Source organism: Pseudomonas sp. KUIN-1, from assembly GCF_009176725.1.
GTDB classification, from domain to species: Bacteria; Pseudomonadota; Gammaproteobacteria; order Pseudomonadales; family Pseudomonadaceae; genus Aquipseudomonas; species Aquipseudomonas fragariae.
The window spans coordinates 5,826,190-5,849,133 of the sequence record NZ_AP020337.1; the positions used below are offsets into that span (position 1 = coordinate 5,826,190).

The window sequence follows — 22,944 nt, forward strand, 5'->3', positions numbered from 1 at the left end:
CAATTTTTTTTGAGCCCCGACGCACGCAGCAGCACTGCACGAGGAACAAGGGATGTTCGCGCCGGCCAATCAGACTCACTTCGCCCTGACCATAGAAGGCCTTTCCAATGATCTGCAGGTGCTTGCCTTGCAAGGTCGGGAAGCCATCAGCCAGCCCTTTTTGTTTGAGGTCGATCTGGTCAGTGAACAGCCGTCTCTGGACCTCGAAACACTGCTACACAAACCGGCCTTTCTGCAACTCTCGCCTGACGGCAGCGGTATTCACGGCCAGATCTACCGCGCCTCACAGGGCGATTCGGGCAAGCGGCTGACCCGCTACGCCGTGACCTTGCGCCCGCAGCTGGCCTACCTGGCACACCGCACCAACCAGCGTATCTTCCAGAACCTCACCGTCCCGAAAATCATCGGTATGGTGCTCGAAGAGCACGGTATTCAAAGCAACGCCTACGAATTCAAAGTCGGGACGATTTATCCCGAACGCATCTACTGCGTTCAATACGATGAATCGGACCTGCACTTCGTCCAACGCCTGTGCGAGGAGGAAGGTATCCATTACCACTTCCAGCACAGCACCACCGGCCACACGCTGGTGTTCGGCGATGACCAGACGGTGTTCCCGAAACTCGCACCAGTGGCCTACCAGCAAGACTCAGGCATGGTCGCCACCGATCCGGTGATAAAGCGATTCGACCTGCGTCTGGAAACCCGTACTAGCCGCACGACACGCCGCGACTACGACTTCGAGAAACCGCGCCTGACGCTGGAAAGCGAAAACCGGGGCGATTCCATCCCCGACCTCGAGGACTACGACTACCCTGGCCGCTTCGTGGATCGCGAGCGTGGCAAGCAACTGGCCAAACGAGCACTGGAACGTCATCGCAGCGACTACCAACTGGCCATGGGCAAGAGCGATCAGCCGCTGCTGGTCAGCGGCCACTTTCTGGCGCTGACCCAGCACCCCAAAGCCAAATGGAACGATCTGTGGCTGCTGACCGAAATCCTGCACGAAGGCAAACAGCCGCAGGTACTGGAGGAGTCGGTCACCAGCGACACGACCGACCTGAAGGATGATTTCCATCAGGGCTACCGCAACCGCTTCCAGGCCACCCCGTGGGACGTGCCCAACCGTCCGCAACTGAACCATCCCAAGCCGCGCATTCTCGGCAGCCAGAACGCCGTGGTCACCGGCCCCAAAGGCGAAGAAATTCACTGCGATCAGTACGGCCGCGTCAAGGTGCAGTTCCCTTGGGACCGCGAAGGCCAGTCCGACGACAAGACCAGTTGCTGGCTGAGGGTCTCCTCGGCCTGGGCCGGTGCGATGTACGGCGGCATTGCCATCCCGCGCATTGGCATGGAAGTGCTGGTGACGTTCCTTGAAGGCGACCCCGATCAGCCACTGATCAGTGGCTGCCTGTACCACAAGGAAAACGTGGTTCCGTACGACCTGCCGGCTAACAAAACCCGCAGTACCTTCAAGTCCTTGAGCTCACCCGGTGGTGGCGGGTTCAATGAGCTGCGCATCGAAGACAAGAAAGGCCAGGAACAGATATTCCTGCACGCCCAGCGCGACTGGGACGAGAACGTCGAGAACGATCAGAAGATACGCGTCGGCAACGAGCGACACGACACGGTCGAACAGAACAGCTACAGCGAATTCAAGGCCGAAGAGCACCATACCGTCTACGCCGACCGCAAAGTAGAAGGACGGGCTGACGATCACCTTACCGTGGGTGCGAACCAGCACGTCAAGGTAGGCACCGGCCAGTTCATCGAAGCAGGCCAGGAGATCCACCTGAGCAGCGGCGTGAAAGTGGTGCTTGAAGCCGGTAGCGAACTGACCCTGAAGGCTGGGGGCAGCTTCATCAAGATCGATGCTAGCGGCGTGACCCTGAGCGGCCCGGTGATCCGCGTCAACGAAGGCGGCAGCCCCGGCAGCGGAACCCCGGCGGCCCCGCTGATGCCAGGCCCTTTGCTGCAGGCCGATGCCGACAAGGCCGGTGCGGCTCTGACCCCGGCGCAGATCAACACCCTGAAACGCAATGCCCCGTTCTGTGAAGAATGCGAGAAGTGCAAGGACGGTGCCTGTGCGATCTGACCGACTCACGCCACAAGACTGGCTGACGCAACAACCGCTGCGCAAGGACGAACACCTGTACGTGGTCGTCAGCGCCGCCAGTGATGCCGACGCGCTTAAAACCCTGCACATGGCCGAGCCAGACACCGGATTCATCCCGATCTGGGGCGGCACGCCTTATGACACCTGGCAACCGGTGATGCCTTACCTGAGCGAGCTCAAGCCCCGCTCAGCCTTCCTGACCTGGGTAGCCGAAACCGATGCCGAAGACTGGGGCTGGCTGGCGGTTTCGACGTGTGCGCCGCAAGTGGTGTTCGAACATCTCCGCAGTCTGACCCAGGTAAAGATGCCGGACGGGGCCGAGGTGTTTTTCCGGTTCTGGGATGGGCGGCATATTTATCCGATTCTGAGCGAACTCGGCGCAGAAGCACCTGAAGTGGTTCCGGTTTTTGATCGCTATCTGATCAACGGGCGAGCGTTGATAACCGGTCAGGGGGTCGTCGGCGATCCGATGCCGTTCCCTTGGTGGAGCGTGCCGGACGCACTGATTAAAAAGCTTGCGGGCGATGACCACAACACTGTCATCGACAACATGATGCAGTGGCTGCAAGAAAATGAAGCCGAACTGTACTTTTCGTTTCCCGAATCCAATCTGCGGCAGAAAGTGGCTCGTTTCGTAAAACGCACCTCGCTCACGGAAGAAAACTATACCGGGCTGTTGAAAGCCCACCTGAAAAATGAGGTGACCGCATGAACATTTCCATGGGTTCTATCGTCGGCAACCTGACAGCCGAGCAACCCGATGCCCAGGTCATCATCAAGGACTTCAAGAAGTGCCTCGCCGACTACCGCAAACATGCCGAGGCCTGGTATGGCGGTATTCTGGATGCGGAACAGCAGTTTCAGGTAGGCGATGAAGTCGGCACTCAGGACAAGGACAGCAAGAGCAGCGCTGACCTGTATGCGACATGCCCGGCCAACGGCAAACTCAAGCTGGTGCATAGCTTCGAGTCCGCGCGTTTTGTACCGATCGGCAACACGCCTGTGCGACTTGTGCCTGTAGTCGACGGTTTAATCATGGGCAAAAATGAGGCTGGCGCTCCTATAAACGTGACCATTGGTCCCAGCGGTATCAAAGAAGTCACCGGTCTCAAGCCTAACCAGCAATACAAAATCACCTTTTTCCCCAACCCGACACCCGCCCAGATCGACAGCCTGTTCAACTCCTATCAGGGCGTCATCGGCGAGCTGAGCAGCTGGCTGACCACCCAGTGGAGTACCGATTTTCTGCCGCTCTGGCAGGCGCATAGCAACGCGTCCATGACTGGCCGTGCCCTGCAGCAACTGGATTCAGCCTGGAAAGGCTTTCTCAAAGCCATCATGGGTTTATGGGGAGATATCAAAAGTCTCTACAACCTGGTTGCCCACCCCCGAGAAAACTACGAGAAACTGAAGAAGTTCTTTACCGAGGAAGAGATCAAGAAGATCTACAACGCCTCGAAAAAAGCTATTCACACAGCGCTGCTGATCGCAAGTGATGAGCCTTTGATGTGGATTTACGTCGCTGCCATCGTGGCGTGGGTCAAGATGCTGCCGCCGCAGACCTGTACCGAAGTGCTCGCCGAACTGACCACCGAAGTGCTGATGAACATCCTGATCGGCGTCGTACTGACCGGTGGCATCGGCCTGACTGTGCGGGTCGCTACCAAGGCACTCAAAGCGACGCAAAACAGCGGCAAAGTCATGGCGCTGATTGAAGACTTCACCTCCATGCTGATGAAGCTCAGCCGGAAAAACGCAGAAGCTCACGCCGAAACCGCCAAGCCCCTGCTGCTGAATGCGGATGCCAGGCTGAACCCGGCGCGCAAGGCCGACGTCGCCATCGCACCTCCAAAACCGGCTGTCACGGCTACAGCACCGAAGAAAAAACCGCCCATTTCCGGCGCGGTGGAAGCGGACGCGCAGGTTCAGGCACGAGGCAAGAAGAAGAACGCCACAAAGGTTGAACAGAAAGAGCCAGTCGACGACGCGCCTGAACAGTCGAAGAACCCGGCTGATCAACCTGCGCAGTGTGCCAATAATACATGCACAAATGGTGAGCCCGTTTCAATGGTCACGGGGGAGGAACTGTTAACGCTGACCGACGGAGAGTTGGATGGTTTGTTACGGCTGCCATGGACTCGCTTTTACCGAACCAGTGCAGTAGAAACTGATAGTCGCTTGGGCTACGGCTGGAGCCACTCTCTTTCCCATCGCCTTCAACTGGACGATGAAGGAGTTCTGTGGACGGACAATGAGAACCGTCAAACCCGCTTTCCAATGCCCACCGAGCGACGCCCAGCCATAACCAATAGCTTGTCGAAATCGGCCATCTACCTCGGCGATACACCAGGTGAGCTAGTCCTTAACCAAGCAGAACAAGGTGACCGCTTTTACCATTTTCGAGCAAACCGCCTGATAGCTGTCAGCGATGCTTATGGCAACCGGATACACATAAGTTATGACTTGGTTGACCGGGTTCAGCGCGTCGACAACGGTGCAGGGCGGGCCTTATTACTGCGCTATGAAGACCGTCATATTACAGCAGTGGATTATCAGCAACAGCGTTCAGAATATGATGATCGTGGTGAGCGACAAGACCCTTGGTTGACCATTCAGACGCTGGTTACCTATCAATACAACGAAAAAAACCAACTTCTGTCAGCGACCAATGCCGCCGGTGAGGTGGAGCATTATCGTTACAACGAACAGCACGTTATCCTTGAGCGACAGCTAGCGGGTGGTGCAAGTTTCTTTTGGGAATGGGAGCGTGAAGGCAAACTATCACGATGCGTTCGTCACTGGGCCAACTATGCACAAATGGAAGCACGCTACATCTGGGACGATAAAGGCACCGTTACAGTTCTCAACACCGACGGTAGTGAGCAGGTCTACGTGCATGATGAGAATGCACGACTGATCAGTGAAACTGCGCCTGACGGTGCAGAAACGCAAAGAGCTTATGATGACGAAGGCCGCCTGATAGCGGAGAAAGACGCGCTCGGTGCTATCACCGAATATCATTACAACAATGCCGGACGCTTGATGTCCGTCGTACCAGCCGACGAAGAAGCAACGCACTACAATTACTTCGATGGTCAGCTCGTTGAGGTTCAACGCGGCGATGCGCGATGGAAATACGATCGCAATCGTCAAGGTGACATCACCGTCCAGATCGATCCGGACGGCAACGAAACCCATTACAGCTACGACCTGCACGGTCGCCTTCTGGAAATCCGTCACCCCGACGGCAGTCGTCACACGCTGGGCTGGAACGGCCTTGGCCAATTGCTCGAAGAGCGCCTGCCCGACGGCGGTCAGCGCAAATACCGCTACGACGCACTTGGCCGGCAGATCACCCGTCAGGAAGAAACCGGCGCCATCACCCATTACCAATGGGACGCAGCCAACCGCCTGGCGCAGATCACCCTGCCCGGCGGCGCCACCCGCGCGTTCACCTACAACGCCTACGGCAAAGTCACCGCCGAGCGCGACGAACTGGGCCGCATTACCCGTTACGAATACGCCGACAACCTGCATCTGGTCAGCCGCCGCATCAACCCGGATGGCAGCCAACTGCGTTATCGCTACGACAATGCCCGCCTGCTGCTTACCGAGATCGAGAACGAACGTGGCGAGCACTACCACCTCGACTACTACAGCAATGGCCTGATCCAGCGAGAAACCGGCTTCGACGGCCGCAGCACCGCCTACGAGTACGACCTCAACGGCAAGTTGCTGAAGAAAACCGAGTTCGGCGACGACGGCAGTGAATTGGTCACCGAGTATCAGCGTGACAGCGCTGGCCGTCTGCTGGTCAAAACCCTCGCCGATGGCGAGGAAATCCACTACCGCTACGACGCGCTTGGGCGCCTGGTGAACGTTGATGACGGAAACTGGCCGCTGGCTTACGAATACGACCTGCAAGACCGCCTGATCACCGAGCATCAGGGCTGGGGCACCACCCGCTACGAGTACGACGCGCTTGGCCAGTTGAGCCAGTGCCGCCTGCCTGACGGCAGCAAACTCGATTACCACCACCAGCGCGGCGGACAGCTGAGCAGCATCGACCTCAACGGCTCGCGCCTGACCACCCACCAGTTCAGCGCAGGCCGCGAGCAGCAACGCCAGCAAGGTCTGTTGCTCAGTCAGTATCAGTACGATGAACAAGGCCGACTGCAAGCACACAGCGTTAGCCAGCAGGACCGCCACCTGCTCCATCGCCACTACGCGTACGACGCAAATGGCAATCTGGCAGGCGTCAACGACAGTCGAAAAGGCAACCGTAGCTATCATTACGATCCGCTCGACCGCCTGATCAACGTGCGTGGCACCACCCCGGAAAGCTTCGCCCACGACCCCGCAGGCAACCTGCTCGGCCAAGGCGACCAACCGGCTGCAAACCTGGCCAACGTCAAAGGCAACCGCCTGCTGATGCAGGGCGACCGACACTTTGACTACGACGCCTACGGCAATCAGATCCGTGAGCGCCGCGGCACCGGACAGAAGCTTGTCACTGAATACCGCTACGACTGCCAGCACAGACTGATCTGCGTCAGCCTGCCGGGCGGTAGTACCACGTCCTACAAATACGACGCCTTCGGCCGTCGCATCGAAAAGACCGTCGATGGCCACACCACCGAATTTCTCTGGCAAGGCGAACGCCTGATCGCCGAAAGCGCCGACAACCGGTATCGCACCTACATCTACGAACCCGGCACCTTCCGCCCGCTGGCCATGCTGGACGGCGAAGGCCCGCTGAAAGCAACTCCGTTCTACTACCAACTCGACCACCTCGGCACCCCACAAGAACTCACCGATTACAGCGGCGAGATCATGTGGTCGGCGAAATACCGCGCCTACGGCAACCTCGCCACCCTCGACATCGCCGAAATCGACAACCCGCTGCGCTTCCAGGGTCAGTACTTCGATGCGGAAACGGGCTTACACTACAACCGCCATCGCTATTACAATCCCGGCACTGGACGGTTTCTGACGCCCGACCCGATCAAGCTGGCGGGTGGGTTGAACAATTACCAGTATGTGCCTAACCCTACGGGGTGGGTGGATCCGTTGGGGTTGGAGTGCGTAGGGGCGGACGGACATGAACCAGCGAATGGGACCAAGGATGCCAGTGCTAAAGCAGCCGTCGATGAGGGCGAGCCAGAAGTACCAAGTTACAAAACTCCTTATAAACCGTTAAGCGGGCCGAACAAAAAGGCAATAGAAGGTAAAATTGCAAACAGAACGGCGACTCAAGATGAGATGGCTAATTATGACTGGGACAGACGCTTCAGCTTGAGAAGACGGCAAGGCGTTAGAAGTTTTTGGACTGATGAAAGAAACAGGCTCAAGAGAGGCGAACCTGGAACAAGGGATTGGTCAGATGCCCAAAAAGAAGACATTTTAAACAAAAAGACTCCAAAATTTGATGGCAAGCCAATAGAGGGTCATCACATGTATAACGCTCTCGACTACCCACAACTGGCTGATAGCAAGCTAAATATCTACCCGACTACAAAAAGTGAACACCTTTATCGCTGGCATGGCGGCAACTTTCAAAATGACACGAAGGGCAAGCCGCTTAACCCCCTAGTTCCAGAGGAGTTCTGACATGCCTAAGATAAGCATTTCGTGCAGCAATCCTGTAAAGGATATAGAGGCAACAAAATTTTTGCACAAAACACTTGGATGGGCTTTAGGCAGCGCATCAAACATGCTGGCCATGGGCGAGAGGGGGGTTTTTTACACCTGTCAACTCTATCTGAGCGACCACATGGAACATGATAAAAAAATAAGGGCGATAATTGCTTTTTTTCAAAGAAAAAAAATACCATTAACAATAATTGAAATTGATGATGACGAAGATTGGGGATCGGTAGATCCAAGTGATTTGGACGACATAAAAATAAGTGAAGAGCTTATGCTAAATGAATTAAACAGCTCTGACGTTTAGAAAGAACGCCTGCAAGGTCTACTGCTCAGCCAGTATCAGTAGCCTTCAGGCCCGCAGTGTCAGCCAGCAGGACCGCAACCTGTTCCACCGCCACTACGCGTACGACGCAAACGGCAACTTGGCAGGCGTCAACGACAGCCGAAAAGGCAACCGTAGCTATCATTACGATCCGCTCGACCGTCTGATCAACGTGCGTGGCACCACCCCGGAAAGCTTCGCTCATGACCCGGCAGGCAACCTGCTCGGCCAAGGCGACCAACCGGCTGCCAACCTGGCCAACGTCAAAGGCAACCGCCTGCTGATGCAGGGCGACCGACACTACGACTACGACGCCTACGGCAATCAGATCCGTGAGCGCCGCGGCACCGGCCAGAAACTCGTCACCGAATACCGCTACGACTGCCAGCACCGGCTGATCGGCGTCAGCCTGCCGGGCGGCAGTACCGCGTCCTACAAGTACGACGCCTTCGGAAGACGCATCGAAAAGACCGTCGATGGCCACACCACCGAATTTCTCTGGCAAGGCGAACGCCTGATCGCCGAAAGCGCCGACAACCGCTATCGCAGCTACATCTACGAACCCGGCACCTTCCGCCCGCTGGCGATGCTGGACGGCGAAGGCCCGCTGAAAGCAACTCCGTTCTACTACCAACTCGACCACCTCGGTACGCCGCAGGAACTCACCGACTACAGCGGCGAGATCATGTGGTCGGCGAAATACCGCGCCTACGGCAACCTCGCCACCCTCGACATCGCCGAAATCGACAACCCGCTGCGCTTCCAGGGTCAGTACTTCGATGCGGAAACGGGCTTACATTACAACCGGCATCGCTATTACAATCCGGGCACTGGCCGGTTTTTGACCCCGGATCCGATCAAGCTGGTGGGTGGGTTGAACAACTACCAGTATGTGCCTAACCCTACGGGGTGGGTGGATCCGTTGGGGTTGGATAATTGTCCGGGTGCGGATGGGAGCAAGCCAGGCTTTGACGCCGATAACGCTACAACAAAACCGGCGGTCGACGAAGGCCAACGCGACGCCCCCACTTCTACGGGCTATGGCCCTAATGATCCAGCAGTGAGGATTGAAGGTGACTGGTCTACAAATGATCTGAAACAAGCACTGCTTGGCCACCCACCGAGAGGACTCAGAAGTCCTGACCTTCATCATGCGGATCAAATGCCGGGATCAGCAATTCATGAAATATTGCCAGCGGAGCATCGCGGTAACAAAACACTTCACCCTAACAAGTTCAATCAGGGCGTAACTCTAGAAATGAGGCAGCAGGATCGAAATCTCCACTGGTGGTATCGTGCGAGAGAACAGGGTGCAGATGAAAAGCTACCAGAATGGATTTATGACAATAAAGGCCCCAAAAAATGAACTTCCACGAATTTGAAGAATTTGTAAATGAAAAAAAGCTGGCCAATCCAGTTTGGTTTGGTTTGGATCCAGATAGCCTTGCAAGCGAAGAAAGTATAGAATTCGCTCAAAAGGAACTAAACGCAACTCTGCCTCATGAATACGTCCAGTTTGTGAAGCGATATGGCGGCGGATATTTTGCATTCGGCATAGTCTACTCACTAGATAAAGACAGCAGCTTTAATATTTTAGAAATAAATAAAGCCGAGTCTAAAAAAAGAGAAGATCATATTCTTTTCTCTGAAAATGGAGTAGGTGATTATTACGGATTTAAAATCAAAGAAAATCAATGTTTGCCAGACGTTTACTTTTTCGACCATGAAACTGAAAGCTGGCAGAAAACAAAATACGAAAATATGCTGACTTACCTTAGCGAGATTGCGCTCTCCAACTAAATGCAAAACAATAAATAGTAACGAAAAAAAGGATCGATCTATGAAAAATAAAAAATTAGCTTTGGTGTTATTTTATTTATCCCCGTAGAGGAATGATTCAAGTCTGCGAGATTTTTATATGTATCACAGTGCTATAAATATACCACCACAATTGGAGTTTACAAGAAATCTGTAACGCTTCAGAAATTACCTGACTCGTACTCCTGATAGCATGGACTTAGAACTCCATGCATTTGACAACAACACCCCTCCAAGCAATTTCATTAGCACATCAACCTCCCCTGATGTGGCGATAGACTTCGGAACAGCTTATAGAACGAAAACCGGAAATCTTTACACTCTAGGACGAATAGATGGTCGAGACGTCAATAGAGAGCTGGGATCAAAGATTCCTTTCCCAGAAGAAAAAGAAATTGCAATACCCGGGCAAATAAATACAGAAGATATTTTGGGGGTGACACCTTTGAAATCAGATGGTAGCTATGAAGGATATTCAATACCCAATCCGGCGAGAAAATGACAAATGGACAATAGAGAAATCACCTTAATACATAATGGGCTTCGAGAAAAAGCAACTATATATTACGATGTAGAACAACCATCTATAATCTTTAGATTCAAAAATCTTGAAAGAATCTGCCATGGTGAAAACTTATTTTCCTGTTTCATTAAGCTAAGGCAAGAGCTACCCGAAATTAAATTTCTTTGCAAAGGAGCAAAACGTAATGTACATCCGTCCAGAATGTCATCACAAATGTCAGCTGGATTAATGGCATACGAACTTGAGCTAGGAAAACAAGCCCGCAGAGAAAATCTGGTTAATATTTTTGATCATGAAGAAGAAAACTTGACTAACGAGCCCACCATGCAATCAGAATATTTTAAAAACTGGCTTAACTCACTCCAATAGAAATATTTTCAAATCCCATTTGCTCTCTAAAGGTGGCATGCTGGTAACTTTCAAAATTAGATAACAGGAAAGTCACTTAACCCACTAGTTTTTAGGGTTTTTAAATCATGATCAAAATAAGTATTGCCCCTGCATCTCCAACTCATGACATTGAAATCGCAAAATTCCTACATCAACGTTTCAAGATGTCACTTATTGACTCTCAAAAGAAACTGGCCAAGGGCGACAAAGGCTTTTTTTATATGTGCGATCTCTATGGAAACGACCACGTTCAGCGCGAAAAGATCTTCGAGACATAATTGACTTTTTCAATAAAAAGAGCTGCCCTTTATTTCTCTTGGAAATAGAGGATGATCAAGAGTGGGGGGACTTGGATGCCGCCAATCTTAGTCAAAACTCAATATCCGAAGAGAAATTGCTGAACGCTCTGAATTCGTCTATGGGGCTTTACGAGTAACTTAACTACTCCTTAATTAGTTACAAATCTATAAGGCGAAGAAATTCACTGCGATCAGCACGGTTATAAGACCGGTGCGGCTCTGACCCCGGAGCAGATCCCACCCTGAAACGTAACGCGCCGTTCTGTGAAGAATGTGAGAAATGTAAGGCAGGTGCGTATGCGATCTGATCTTTTGACTCCGCAGGTCTGGTTGGCTTAGCGGCCATTGCAGGTTGGGGAGCGTCTCTATCTGGTTGTTAAAAACGCAGAAGCTCACGCCGAAACCGCCAAGCCCCTGCTGCTGAATGCGGATGCCAGGCTGAACCCGGCGCGCAAGGCCGACGTCGCCATCGCACCTCCAAAACCGGCTGTCACGGCTACAGCACCGAAGAAAAAACCGCCCATTTCCGGCGCGGTGGAAGCGGACGCGCAGGTTCAAGCACGAGGCAAGAAGAAGAACGCCACAAAGGTTGAACAGAAAGAGCCAGTCGACGACGCGCCTGAACAGTCGAAGAACCCGGCTGATGAACCTGCAGAACCTGCGAAGAAAACCTGTACCAACGGCGACCCTGTTTCAATGGTCACGGGGGAAGAGCTTCTGACCCTCACCGACGGTGAGCTCGGCGGACTGCTGAATCTCGAGTGGACACGTCTGTACCGGACCAGCGCAGTCGAAATTGATAGCCGCTTGGGCCACGGCTGGAGCCATTCGCTTTCCCATCGTCTGCAACTGGACGATGAGGGTGTTCTCTGGACTGACAATGAGAATCGTCAGACCCGCTTTCCGATGCCAACCGAACAACGTCCGGCCATTACCAACAGCCTGGCCAGTGCAGCAATTTTCGTCGGCGATGCGCCGGGCGAACTCATTCTGACCCAGGCTGGGCAAAAGCCGCGCTTCTATCATTTCCGTGCGGGTCGACTGACAACCATCAGCGATGCCTACGACAACCAGTTACATATCGAGTACGACCTGGTTGACCGCATCCAGCGTATCGACAACGGCGCAGGACGCTCGCTGCTGTTGCGTTACGACGACCGCCACATCGCCTCGGTCGACTACCAGCAACAACGTCCGGAATATGATGAGCAAGGCAAGCGGCAGGATCCGTGGCTGACCATACAGACCCTGGTCACCTATCACTACAACGAGCACCATCAACTGGTACGCGCCACAAACGCAGCGGGTGAAAGCGAGCACTATCGCTACAACGATCAGCACGTCATTCTCGAACGGCAATTGGCCGGTGGTGCCAGCTTCCACTGGGAATGGGAACGCGAAGGCAAGGCTTCGCGTTGCGTGCGCCAGTGGGCCAACTACTCGCAGATGGACATACGCTACGTCTGGGATGACAACGGCACAGCCACGGTCGTCAATGCCGACGGCAGCGAACAGGTTTACGTGCATGACACCAACGCCCGGCTGGTCAGCCAGACCGATCCTGATGGCGCAAAAACACAGAAAATCTACGACGAACAAGGGCGTCTGATTGCAGAAAAAGATGCACTCGACGCCGTCACTGAATACCGCTACAACGACGCCGGACGCCTGATCGCCCTCGTCCCCTCTGAAGGACTTCCAACCTATTACGGCTATTTCGACGGCCAACTGGTAAGCGTCGAACGTGGCGATGCGCGATGGAAATACGATCGCAATCGTCAAGGTGACATCACCGTCCAGATCGATCCGGACGGCAACGAAACCCATTACAGCTACGACCTGCACGGTCGCCTTCTGGAAATCCGTCACCCCGACGGCAGTCGTCACACGCTGGGCTGGAACGGCCTTGGCCAATTGCTCGAAGAGCGCCTGCCCGACGGCGGTCAGCGCAAATACCGCTACGACGCACTTGGCCGGCAGATCACCCGTCAGGAAGAAACCGGCGCCATCACCCATTACCAATGGGACGCAGCCAACCGCCTGGCGCAGATCACCCTGCCCGGCGGCGCCACCCGCGCGTTCACCTACAACGCCTACGGCAAAGTCACCGCCGAGCGCGACGAACTGGGCCGCATTACCCGTTACGAATACGCCGACAACCTGCATCTGGTCAGCCGCCGCATCAACCCGGATGGCAGCCAACTGCGTTATCGCTACGACAATGCCCGCCTGCTGCTTACCGAGATCGAGAACGAACGTGGCGAGCACTACCACCTCGACTACTACAGCAATGGCCTGATCCAGCGAGAAACCGGCTTCGACGGCCGCAGCACCGCCTACGAGTACGACCTCAACGGCAAGTTGCTGAAGAAAACCGAGTTCGGCGACGACGGCAGTGAATTGGTCACCGAGTATCAGCGTGACAGCGCTGGCCGTCTGCTGGTCAAAACCCTCGCCGATGGCGAGGAAATCCACTACCGCTACGACGCGCTTGGGCGCCTGGTGAACGTTGATGACGGAAACTGGCCGCTGGCTTACGAATACGACCTGCAAGACCGCCTGATCACCGAGCATCAGGGCTGGGGCACCACCCGCTACGAGTACGACGCGCTTGGCCAGTTGAGCCAGTGCCGCCTGCCTGACGGCAGCAAACTCGATTACCACCACCAGCGCGGCGGACAGCTGAGCAGCATCGACCTCAACGGCTCGCGCCTGACCACCCACCAGTTCAGCGCAGGCCGCGAGCAGCAACGCCAGCAAGGTCTGTTGCTCAGTCAGTATCAGTACGATGAACAAGGCCGACTGCAAGCACACAGCGTTAGCCAGCAGGACCGCCACCTGCTCCATCGCCACTACGCGTACGACGCAAATGGCAATCTGGCAGGCGTCAACGACAGTCGAAAAGGCAACCGTAGCTATCATTACGATCCGCTCGACCGCCTGATCAACGTGCGTGGCACCACCCCGGAAAGCTTCGCCCACGACCCCGCAGGCAACCTGCTCGGCCAAGGCGACCAACCGGCTGCAAACCTGGCCAACGTCAAAGGCAACCGCCTGCTGATGCAGGGCGACCGACACTTTGACTACGACGCCTACGGCAATCAGATCCGTGAGCGCCGCGGCACCGGACAGAAGCTTGTCACTGAATACCGCTACGACTGCCAGCACAGACTGATCTGCGTCAGCCTGCCGGGCGGTAGTACCACGTCCTACAAATACGACGCCTTCGGCCGTCGCATCGAAAAGACCGTCGATGGCCACACCACCGAATTTCTCTGGCAAGGCGAACGCCTGATCGCCGAAAGCGCCGACAACCGGTATCGCACCTACATCTACGAACCCGGCACCTTCCGCCCGCTGGCCATGCTGGACGGCGAAGGCCCGCTGAAAGCAACTCCGTTCTACTACCAACTCGACCACCTCGGCACCCCACAAGAACTCACCGATTACAGCGGCGAGATCATGTGGTCGGCGAAATACCGCGCCTACGGCAACCTCGCCACCCTCGACATCGCCGAAATCGACAACCCGCTGCGCTTCCAGGGTCAGTACTTCGATGCGGAAACGGGCTTACACTACAACCGCCATCGCTATTACAATCCCGGCACTGGACGGTTTCTGACGCCCGACCCGATCAAGCTGGCGGGTGGGTTGAACAATTACCAGTATGTGCCTAACCCTACGGGGTGGGTGGATCCGTTGGGGTTGGATAATTGTCCGGGAACCCCCAGTTGTAAGCCGAGTATGCGTGGACCAGAGGATCCATCCGCAGCGGACCGTAACGAAGTCTTAAGCGGCATGGCAACGCCACTAGATCCTCATGCGTATAGCGTTTTGTACGAGACCAAAATTGGTCCAGATATATTAGCCATTCCAAATCGCGCAGAGCATTTCAAAGTTGCGAATGGAAATCTTTTAAGCGCTGCAGATTCTGATGCTGATTTCAATAGGATTATGGAGATCATGGTGCCAGGATTCAGGCAAGTCAAAGGAACCAAGATACCGACAAAAGGCATAAGCCCTAGCAAAGAAGTAACATGGCACCATGTACCGGGGACAGATATACTCCAGCTAGTTTGGCGATATCAGCATGAACAATCGAAGGGCCCACAGTGGAACGCTTTGTGGCAAAGGCTCTTCCATCCAGGTAATAAAGGAGGCTTTGCAGATGGTAAAAACTAACGTTAGGAGAGTTTTATGAAGATCGATTGGAGCTCCTTTGGAATTGAAAAAAACTCTGTTATAGACAGCAATTCAATATCTAAGGTACAGACATCACTTGGTGTGACCTTTCCGAGCACATACTTAGATTTGGTCACTTACTCTGATGAAGCGTCTCCAGAAATTTCTTCCTTTCCGTATGCTGAAACAGGAACATGCATAAGCGAATTTTTTTCGCTACTGCCTAATGACTTACCATATACAGTTTCATGGTATTCAGGATCCGGAAAACCACCAAACATTCCTAATGGTTTTGTTCCTATAGCAAGGGACGCAGGCGGTTACTTAATTTGCTTAAACTTTAAAAACCCCTCTCCCACCGTGGAGATATTTGACCCAAACTCAAATGAAACATCCTTTATAGCCAATAACTTTGACGAGTTTGTTAACATGTGGAGCGAGTAATAAACATCAACGCTATTTCCGAAAAATCGTGCTGAGATTTATTCTTTTTAGCTAATTTACAGAAATGGCTTGCGAAAGCTCACCGGCCACAGTAGCAATACTCTGTAGCCGGCGGGCATTGCCCACGACAACCTCGCCACACTCGACATCGCCGAAATCGACAACCCGCTGCGCTTTCAGGGTCAGTACATCGATGCGGAAACGGGCTTACACTACAACCGCCATCGCTATTACAATCCCTGCACTGGACGGTTTCTGACGCCCGACCCGATCAAACTGGCAGGTGGGTTGAACAACTACCAGTACGTGCCTAACCCCACGGGGTGGGTGGATCCGTTGGGGTTGGATAACTGTCCGGGAGCGGACGGGTGTAAACCTCTATCCAGACCTGAGTCTCCTGAAACTGGCGCTAAGGTAAATGAAGGTGCACCGGATGCTCCGGGGCCTGAAAGCGGTAAGAATCCAAAGTTCTTTAAAACTGAAAGCACATGGAAAGCAAGTGGAAAGGGTACAGGGAATGAATACAAAGTTTTTCAACAGGATATCGACTGGAATTTGGAGCATAAAGGCATGTCGAACTTGGATCGAGCAAAAGAAGGAGGTGCCCCTTACATCATGAAGGATGGGGTTCCTCAACAGCTTCAGTTGCACCACTCAAGACAAAATGGAAAGGGGCCGCTTTTTGAGCTAAGTCGTAAGACTCACCTTACAACCTTAAAAGGTAAGGGCCGAGAAGCAGTACATCCTTACGGACATAACCAACACCCAGATGCACCTGTAGACAGAGAGCTCTTCAAGAAAGAAGTCCCACAATACTGGAAAGACCGAGCAGCGGAGGCCGCGAAATGATTCCGAACGAGCTGATTCAACTTATTGAAAAGCAACCGGGCAATGTTCATCGGACAGATAAACGATCAGTTATCGAAGCGCTAGCAGCACTAGATATAAATCTAGACAGTGAGTTGTCAGAGTTTTTTCTAAATTACACAATAACGTTTTTCAAAAGCAACTCTTCAAATGAAGAACTCTGTGACATAGCCGAACCTAGCAATGAGATAGAGGTCGGCACCAACTTTATTCATGAGGTATGGGATCTTCCAAAAAATTTCATTTGCCTAACAAGTGTTCAAGGCGAAGGATGTTATCTGTATGACAAAAATAGCGGGCAGGTTTTAGATTTCAGCCTTGCTAGTCGAGATGATTTTCTAGCTGGAAAACAGCAGTTAAAATGGGACAGTTTTTTTGAGTTTCTAACTTGGTACTTATCTTAACGATAAAACCAGTCGATACAGTTCACGCAGCACAATGAGTCCTGGGGCGGTACCGCTTATGCGTCGCTGTCTAGTAGTCATTAGCCGCTGAGTTGACCAAATTGAGTTAACATGTAAGGCGTTAAGCTGCAACTGGTCCCGCCGTTGCCATCCACAAAGGTCTAGGAGGGCGCGCGTTAATTAGCGCGGCGAGCACTATCACCTCGACTATTACAGCAATGGCCTGATCCAGCAGGAAACCGGCTTCTATTTCCACAGCACCGCCTACGAATACGATCTGCAAGACCGCCTGATCACCGAGCATCAGGGCTGGGGCACCACCCGCTACGAGTACGACGCGCTTGGCCAGTTGAGCCAGTGCCGCCTGCCTGACGGCAGCAAACTCGATTACCACCACCAGCGCGGCGGACAGCTGAGCAGCATCGACCTAAACGGCTCGCGCCTGACCTCTCACCAATTCAACGCCGGCCGCGAACAGCAGCGCCAACAGGGGTTGTTGCTTAGCCAATACCAGTACGATGAACAAGGCCGACTGCAAGCACACAGCGTTAGCCAACAGGACCGACATCTGTTCCATCGCCACTACGCTTACGACGCAAACGGCAATCTGGCAGGCGTCAACGACAGTCGAAAAGGCAACCGTAGCTATCATTACGATCCGCTCGACCGTCTGATCAACGTGCGTGGCACCACCCCGGAAAGCTTCGCTCATGACCCGGCAGGCAACCTGCTCGGCCAAGGCGACCAACCGGCTGCCAACCTGGCCAACGTCAAAGGCAACCGCCTGCTGATGCAGGGCGACCGACACTACGACTACGACGCCTACGGCAATCAGATCCGTGAGCGCCGCGGCACCGGCCAGAAACTCGTCACCGAATACCGCTACGACTGCCAGCACCGGCTGATCGGCGTCAGCCTGCCGGGCGGCAGTACCGCGTCCTACAAGTACGACGCCTTCGGAAGACGCATCGAAAAGACCGTCGATGGCCACACCACCGAATTTCTCTGGCAAGGCGAACGCCTGATCGCCGAAAGCGCCGACAACCGCTATCGCAGCTACATCTACGAACCCGGCACCTTCCGCCCGCTGGCGATGCTGGACGGCGAAGGCCCGCTGAAAGCAACTCCGTTCTACTACCAACTCGACCACCTCGGTACGCCGCAGGAACTCACCGACTACAGCGGCGAGATCATGTGGTCGGCGAAATACCGCGCCTACGGCAACCTCGCCACCCTCGACATCGCCGAAATCGACAACCCGCTGCGCTTCCAGGGTCAGTACTTCGATGCGGAAACGGGCTTACACTACAACCGCCATCGCTATTACAATCCGGGCACTGGCCGGTTTTTGACCCCGGATCCGATCAAGCTGGTGGGTGGGTTGAACAACTACCAGTATGTGCCTAACCCTACGGGGTGGGTGGATCCGTTGGGGTTGAGCTCGGCTTGTCCGGGGCCTGATTGCAAGCTTCCGACAAACTCGGCGAACGCTACTAAACCTGACCATTTGCCAATGACTCAGGAAAAGTTCGACGAAATTATCGACATGGACAAAGCAGATCGGCCACCGAATCCCGGCGACTATCTTCCAGAGAGTTATGTAAGCGCTCATCGGGAAATTTTTGCAAAAGAAGGTGGATCCTTTGTCGTAATTGAGAAATGGATCACAGGTGCAAGATACGGGAGTCTCCCAGAGCGTAAATTCGTAGGTTTATCATCTGAAATGGATGAAGTTGTAGGAAAATATAACTCATCCAATAAAGATTGGCGCGTCTTAAGTAATGAGCTCAATTTAGGAGCAGATGATCTATCCGATACGGCCATTTACTTGGTGCGTATAAAACCAGAAGACCCTCGATTTACATACGAAATGCCCAACGGAAGGGAAAATGGTGCTTACCCAGAAGAATGGGTTCCTGGAGGAGCGACAAAAAGTGGTACAAAAGAAGCCGCATTAATAGGTTCAGAGCAAATAAAACACGACAAAAACATTGGCGCACTGCTAGATCAATTCGAAGACTGGGAAAAGCTTCAATGAAAACTAAATTCCAAATAGCTTTAGAAAAAAACGAATTTCCAGAGTTTTTTAAAGGTCAAAACGAATATTTTTCTCGTGACCCTGACTGGGGCGACCACCTCTATATCAACAACTGGCAAGGCTTATGTGGATATTTAAAGCTGAAAGAAAATCCTAACCGAATATTATTTGATGCATTCGGCGCATACTTAGACCCTTTAGATATCAACTACCAGAGCGCAGACTCACTCCTATTAAACATAGGCTGCTATTACTTGCTGCGAACAGAGACAAGCTTTATGTCTGAGAACGGCTTTGACCTGATCCAAAAACTTGATGATGCACAGAAAGAAAAGATCGGAAAGCTGTTTAGATTGCTTCGAAAAGAGTATGACATTAAAAACGCAGGAAAGCCGGTAATCAGCTTTGATAATTTCCTTTTAGAAATAAAATCAAATGGCTGCACCATCGATCTTGAAAATCTTTGAGCAACTAAAAGTAGCATTAGAGATATCTCAAACAAAGTCACAACTCTATAGACTAATAATAAAATTCGATAGAGTAGATATCCTCCCGGAGAAAGAATGAATAATTACTATGTGATTGAAAAAAAGGAATTGGAGCCAGAAATATTAAACAGTCCAGAATGGCCAAAAATCATTGGCTACTGTCATGAAAACAAATCATTTATTTTTATTGAAGGCAACGGTCACGGATTTAATGGCATTGTCGTGCCCGAAACTATCGCCAACGAACCCCGATGGGATAGACTATTCAAAATACTGGACGCCAACTGGTTCCTAAAACTAATTACTAGCACCCCGAGATTAGAAAAAACATTACTTGAAACCCATATAAAAGCAAAGCGCAACACTGTTGAAATCATAAAATCATGATATATAAACTCAAAAAATGGGTTAACCCCTTGTAAATCCAACTCTGACGATCCTGGATTTCAATATGAAGTGCCTCATGAAAATGAAGCAGGAGTATATGACAAAAAGCGAGCACCCAGAGGTGAAACGAAAAGCGGAATTAAGTAAGCAGCTTTAATAGCTTCAGCAAAAATTGTGCATGGAATGGATATCAACAAATTTCTAAACGCCTACGATGACTGAGAGAAACCTCAATGATTAGTAATTTTGAAAAAGCTTTGAATAGAAATGAGCTTCCAGAGTATTTCGGGGGTATGGGAATTTACTTCACAAGAGATCCAGACTGGGGCACTCAGCTCCACGCAATTAACTGGTCTGGACTATGTAGCTTTCTAAAAACGCAAAAAAAAACCGGACACCTTACTAAAAAATGCTTTTACAACGTACGTACTAAGCATAGAAGGCACTGTTGAAGATGCTAATAACCTGTTGGAGAATATTGTCTGCTATTACCATATGAAAAAGAAAGCTCCAATTCTATCCGAAAACAATCTTGACCTAGTCCGTGATCTAGGATCGAAAGCAACAAAGAAAATCTCAGAATCCATAAGGTTATTAAAAAAAGAAATCAGCAATTCCAGCGACAACCAAGATATTGAAAGCTATAATGCAAAAATAAAAAAACTAGCCAAAGATGGTGGACCAAAAAACATAGAAAATTTATAGCTGAAATTAAAATTCGCAGTCAGCCAAAGCAACAGCATTAATACGGCAATCATAATCCTCGATACTAGATCTCAAAGATCCCACTCCAGATATGACCTGTAGATCGACGTAATAGGGATTGCAATAAAACCCATAAATATTACCAACCCAATCAAGCCCACATAATACTGGACAAGAATGAGAGCTTTCTACGTGATAGCAAAAAAACATTTAGAACCCACACTGCCACATAGTTCTAAATGGCCAAAATTAATAGCCTACTCATATAAATATAACTTATTTTATCTAGCCGAAGGAAACGGCTATGGGTTCGCCGCAAACGATATGCCAGAATCTGAAATCAAAGAACCAAGGTGGCGCGACACCCTTACCACTTTAGATGCACTATGGATCATAGACTTTATAGATAACAATAAATTTCATGATGAAGAAGACTTTCTAGAAAAGCTGAAAACTGTAATAGGAACCCCCGAATTTATAGAGTCCTGAAAATTAATCGATCAAATTTACGCCTTAAAAACTCTGGCCATTCTGGAAATGGTGACTAAGATAAAATCAACGTAGAACCACTTCCTGAATCATATCCAGAATATGGCAATGTAGATGCACAACAGATTCACACAAGCAGTTGAGTTATTTATTTTGACGAAATAGAGGTCCTGCGGAAAAGTAATGAAAGACTACTTCATTTTAGCAAAGAAAGAGATTCTGTTAGATAACTCTCACGATTCGGACTGGCCAAAATTTATCGCGTACTCCTACGAGCATAAATGCTTGTTGTTTTCAGCAGGGAAAGGGCATGGGTTATCGGGATTCGAGTTACCCGAGGCTGAAGCAGCCGATCCCGAGTGGACACCTTTGTTTGTCGAACTAAACGCGCTCTGGATACTGGACCTTCTAAAGCTGTCACCCCCCACACTAAACGACTTCATCCAGTCGCTCAAAAAATTCAATATACCGATAATTAAATTCCGAGCGTAAATGAATGACGTCCGCAGAAATCGTGTTCAGTACAGTCACCGAACTGCTGAGTCAGTATCAGTACGATGACCAAGGCCGACTGCAGGCGCACAGCGTCAGCCAGCAGGACCGAAACTTGTTCCGGCGCCGGCATCGGCGACAGCCGCAAAGGCAACCGCAGCTGCCACCTAGACCCGCTCGACCGCTTGATCACGTGCGGGGCACCACCCCGGAAAGCTTCGCTCATGACCCGGCAGGCAACCTGCTCGGCCAAGGCGACCAACCGGCTGCAAACCTGGCCAACGTCAAAGGCAACCGCCTGCTGATGCAGGGCGACCACCATTACGATTACGATTACGATGCCTAAGGCAATCCGACCGTACGCCATCGGGCGAAAAGCCTGGCGGTTCAGCGACATAACCAAAGGCGCCACTGCCAGCGCCCAGATCTACAGCCGCGTAGAGACCGCTAAACTCAACGCTCAGGAGCGTTATACGTGAGCGTTTGCAGCATGCTGCATCGGTAAAAGATTACGAAGCCCGACTGCCTTAGAACTGCTCGCCAGGGATGCCTCGGTAAACCAGATACTCATTTTTGCCAAGCGGGGTTCGTGGCGCGGATCCCTTGGCAAGACGCTTTAGGCGCGTCCAGCCATGGGGACGGACCAGCCACGACAGCCGATAATCTGGCCGCAACCTGACCAGAAAAACGAGCGACTCCAGTCAATGGCTGCCTATCAGGCTGACCAGATGAAGAATTGTGGCGATTTAGCGCCCAGGTTACACGGTTGCGTAGTACACCACCCGAAAACTCCATACACTCAGCACCCTGATCATAAAAACGCCAGAACACAGGATTTCCCGGAAGAAAGACGTCACCCCAATGGAACATCAGGAGCAGCACCATGAGCACAGCAGATCAGACGCGCAGCACTGGCACGTATAGCGCCACGTGGCAGGAGCGCTTCAATTTCTTCGAGACGTATGGTGCGCCGAACGACCCGCGCTTCAAGGCCGGCCTAAAATCACTTCCCGGCTTCAGGAAGAAAATGCGGATCAATTTCAACGTCATCGCGTATTTCTTTGGCCCCATTTATTTCTTCGTGTTGGGCCTGTGGAAAAAAGGCATTGCGTTGATTGGCATAATGCTCGCGACCAACGCCTTGATCCTTCTGGTATGCACGCTTTTGGGAACCGAGGTTCCTTACGCGTTGGGGGGAGGTCTGAATGTGGCCTTCTCGCTGATGTATGCCTTGACCGTCAATTATTCGTACTACCTCAAAGAAGTAAAAGGCGAGCAAGGCTGGAACCCGTTCAAAGGCATGCGTCTTTAACCCGAAAAGATAACCGATG

17 protein-coding genes and 6 pseudogenes are annotated in these 22,944 nt (G+C 52.1%); all 23 read left to right on the forward strand.

Translation table 11 applies throughout. The features are described 5' to 3' along the window. The first annotated feature begins 52 nt into the window (after nucleotides 1-52). The 23 genes and pseudogenes from tssI to KUIN1_RS26620 all read left to right on the forward strand — a co-directional run bounded on the left by tssI (nucleotide 53) and on the right by KUIN1_RS26620 (nucleotide 22,925). Nucleotides 53-2,095: a type VI secretion system Vgr family protein gene (gene tssI, locus KUIN1_RS26510; RefSeq protein ID WP_024652727.1), complete on the forward strand. Its 2,043-nt coding sequence runs from the start codon at nucleotides 53-55 to the stop codon at nucleotides 2,093-2,095. Next, complete coding sequence (locus KUIN1_RS26515) at nucleotides 2,085-2,828, forward strand: DUF4123 domain-containing protein (protein WP_024652726.1); 744 nt, start codon at nucleotides 2,085-2,087, stop codon at nucleotides 2,826-2,828. The genes tssI and KUIN1_RS26515 overlap by 11 nt, the downstream gene beginning before the upstream one ends. After that, a complete protein-coding gene (locus KUIN1_RS26520; protein ID WP_152092398.1) occupies nucleotides 2,825-7,726 on the forward strand; it encodes an RHS repeat-associated core domain-containing protein in 4,902 nt (1,633 codons plus the stop codon). The genes KUIN1_RS26515 and KUIN1_RS26520 overlap by 4 nt, the downstream gene beginning before the upstream one ends. 1 nt (nucleotide 7,727) lies before the next feature. Further along, nucleotides 7,728-8,069: a hypothetical protein gene (locus tag KUIN1_RS26525; RefSeq protein ID WP_152092399.1), complete on the forward strand. Its 342-nt coding sequence runs from the start codon at nucleotides 7,728-7,730 to the stop codon at nucleotides 8,067-8,069. Beyond that, nucleotides 8,070-9,037, forward strand: a pseudogene (locus tag KUIN1_RS28225) (RHS repeat domain-containing protein); the annotation flags it as partial. A 412-nt stretch (nucleotides 9,038-9,449) separates the two neighbouring features. Further along, on the forward strand, nucleotides 9,450-9,887 hold the full coding sequence (locus KUIN1_RS26535) for an SMI1/KNR4 family protein (RefSeq protein WP_152092400.1): 438 nt from the start codon (nucleotides 9,450-9,452) through the stop codon (nucleotides 9,885-9,887). A gap of 211 nt (nucleotides 9,888-10,098) precedes the next feature. After that, entirely contained in the window at nucleotides 10,099-10,407 is a 309-nt protein-coding gene (locus KUIN1_RS26540; RefSeq protein ID WP_152092401.1) for a scabin-related ADP-ribosyltransferase, read from the forward strand. Nucleotides 10,408-10,410: 3 nt separating this feature from the next. Next, nucleotides 10,411-10,797, forward strand: coding sequence for a hypothetical protein (locus tag KUIN1_RS26545; RefSeq protein WP_152092402.1), 387 nt, complete (start codon nucleotides 10,411-10,413; stop codon nucleotides 10,795-10,797). Between the two features lie 524 nt (nucleotides 10,798-11,321). Further along, nucleotides 11,322-11,425: pseudogene (locus KUIN1_RS28870) on the forward strand (Rhs element Vgr protein); the annotation flags it as partial. A 388-nt stretch (nucleotides 11,426-11,813) separates the two neighbouring features. Next, complete coding sequence (locus tag KUIN1_RS26555) at nucleotides 11,814-15,299, forward strand: RHS repeat-associated core domain-containing protein (protein ID WP_232060037.1); 3,486 nt, start codon at nucleotides 11,814-11,816, stop codon at nucleotides 15,297-15,299. 15 nt (nucleotides 15,300-15,314) lie between these two features. Continuing rightward, nucleotides 15,315-15,743, forward strand: a complete 429-nt coding sequence (locus tag KUIN1_RS26560) for an SMI1/KNR4 family protein (protein ID WP_232060000.1) — start codon at nucleotides 15,315-15,317, stop codon at nucleotides 15,741-15,743. Nucleotides 15,744-15,863: 120 nt separating this feature from the next. Beyond that, nucleotides 15,864-16,103 (forward strand): annotated as a pseudogene (locus KUIN1_RS26565) (RHS repeat-associated core domain-containing protein); the annotation flags it as partial. Then, nucleotides 16,086-16,592 carry an HNH/ENDO VII family nuclease gene (locus KUIN1_RS28875; protein WP_346330269.1) on the forward strand — a complete coding sequence of 169 codons (507 nt, stop codon included), beginning with the start codon at nucleotides 16,086-16,088 and terminating at the stop codon, nucleotides 16,590-16,592. The pseudogene KUIN1_RS26565 and the gene KUIN1_RS28875, both read left to right, overlap by 18 nt. Next, complete coding sequence (locus tag KUIN1_RS26575; protein WP_054091957.1) at nucleotides 16,589-17,014, forward strand: SMI1/KNR4 family protein; 426 nt, start codon at nucleotides 16,589-16,591, stop codon at nucleotides 17,012-17,014. Before KUIN1_RS28875 ends, KUIN1_RS26575 begins: the two co-directional genes overlap by 4 nt. A 184-nt stretch (nucleotides 17,015-17,198) precedes the next feature. Beyond that, nucleotides 17,199-19,052 (forward strand): annotated as a pseudogene (locus KUIN1_RS26580) (RHS repeat domain-containing protein); the annotation flags it as partial. After that, nucleotides 19,049-19,519, forward strand: a complete 471-nt coding sequence (locus KUIN1_RS26585; RefSeq protein ID WP_116886982.1) for a hypothetical protein — start codon at nucleotides 19,049-19,051, stop codon at nucleotides 19,517-19,519. The pseudogene KUIN1_RS26580 and the gene KUIN1_RS26585, both read left to right, overlap by 4 nt. 96 nt (nucleotides 19,520-19,615) lie before the next feature. Then, entirely contained in the window at nucleotides 19,616-19,927 is a 312-nt protein-coding gene (locus KUIN1_RS26590; RefSeq protein ID WP_103713659.1) for a hypothetical protein, read from the forward strand. 495 nt (nucleotides 19,928-20,422) lie between these two features. Continuing rightward, the gene (locus KUIN1_RS27790; RefSeq protein WP_172980085.1) at nucleotides 20,423-20,632 is read left to right on the forward strand and encodes a hypothetical protein; all 210 of its coding nucleotides are present in this window, start codon (nucleotides 20,423-20,425) and stop codon (nucleotides 20,630-20,632) included. A 177-nt stretch (nucleotides 20,633-20,809) separates the two neighbouring features. After that, complete coding sequence (locus KUIN1_RS26600; protein ID WP_116886984.1) at nucleotides 20,810-21,121, forward strand: hypothetical protein; 312 nt, start codon at nucleotides 20,810-20,812, stop codon at nucleotides 21,119-21,121. Between the two features lie 183 nt (nucleotides 21,122-21,304). Further along, a complete protein-coding gene (locus KUIN1_RS26605; RefSeq protein WP_096134047.1) occupies nucleotides 21,305-21,613 on the forward strand; it encodes a hypothetical protein in 309 nt (102 codons plus the stop codon). 43 nt (nucleotides 21,614-21,656) lie between these two features. Continuing rightward, nucleotides 21,657-21,947: pseudogene (locus tag KUIN1_RS26610) on the forward strand (RHS repeat-associated core domain-containing protein); the annotation flags it as partial. Nucleotides 21,948-21,957: 10 nt separating this feature from the next. Further along, nucleotides 21,958-22,144: pseudogene (locus tag KUIN1_RS26615) on the forward strand (IS66 family transposase); the annotation flags it as partial. A gap of 352 nt (nucleotides 22,145-22,496) precedes the next feature. After that, nucleotides 22,497-22,925 carry a DUF2628 domain-containing protein gene (locus KUIN1_RS26620; protein ID WP_116886985.1) on the forward strand — a complete coding sequence of 143 codons (429 nt, stop codon included), beginning with the start codon at nucleotides 22,497-22,499 and terminating at the stop codon, nucleotides 22,923-22,925. Nucleotides 22,926-22,944 lie beyond the last annotated feature (19 nt).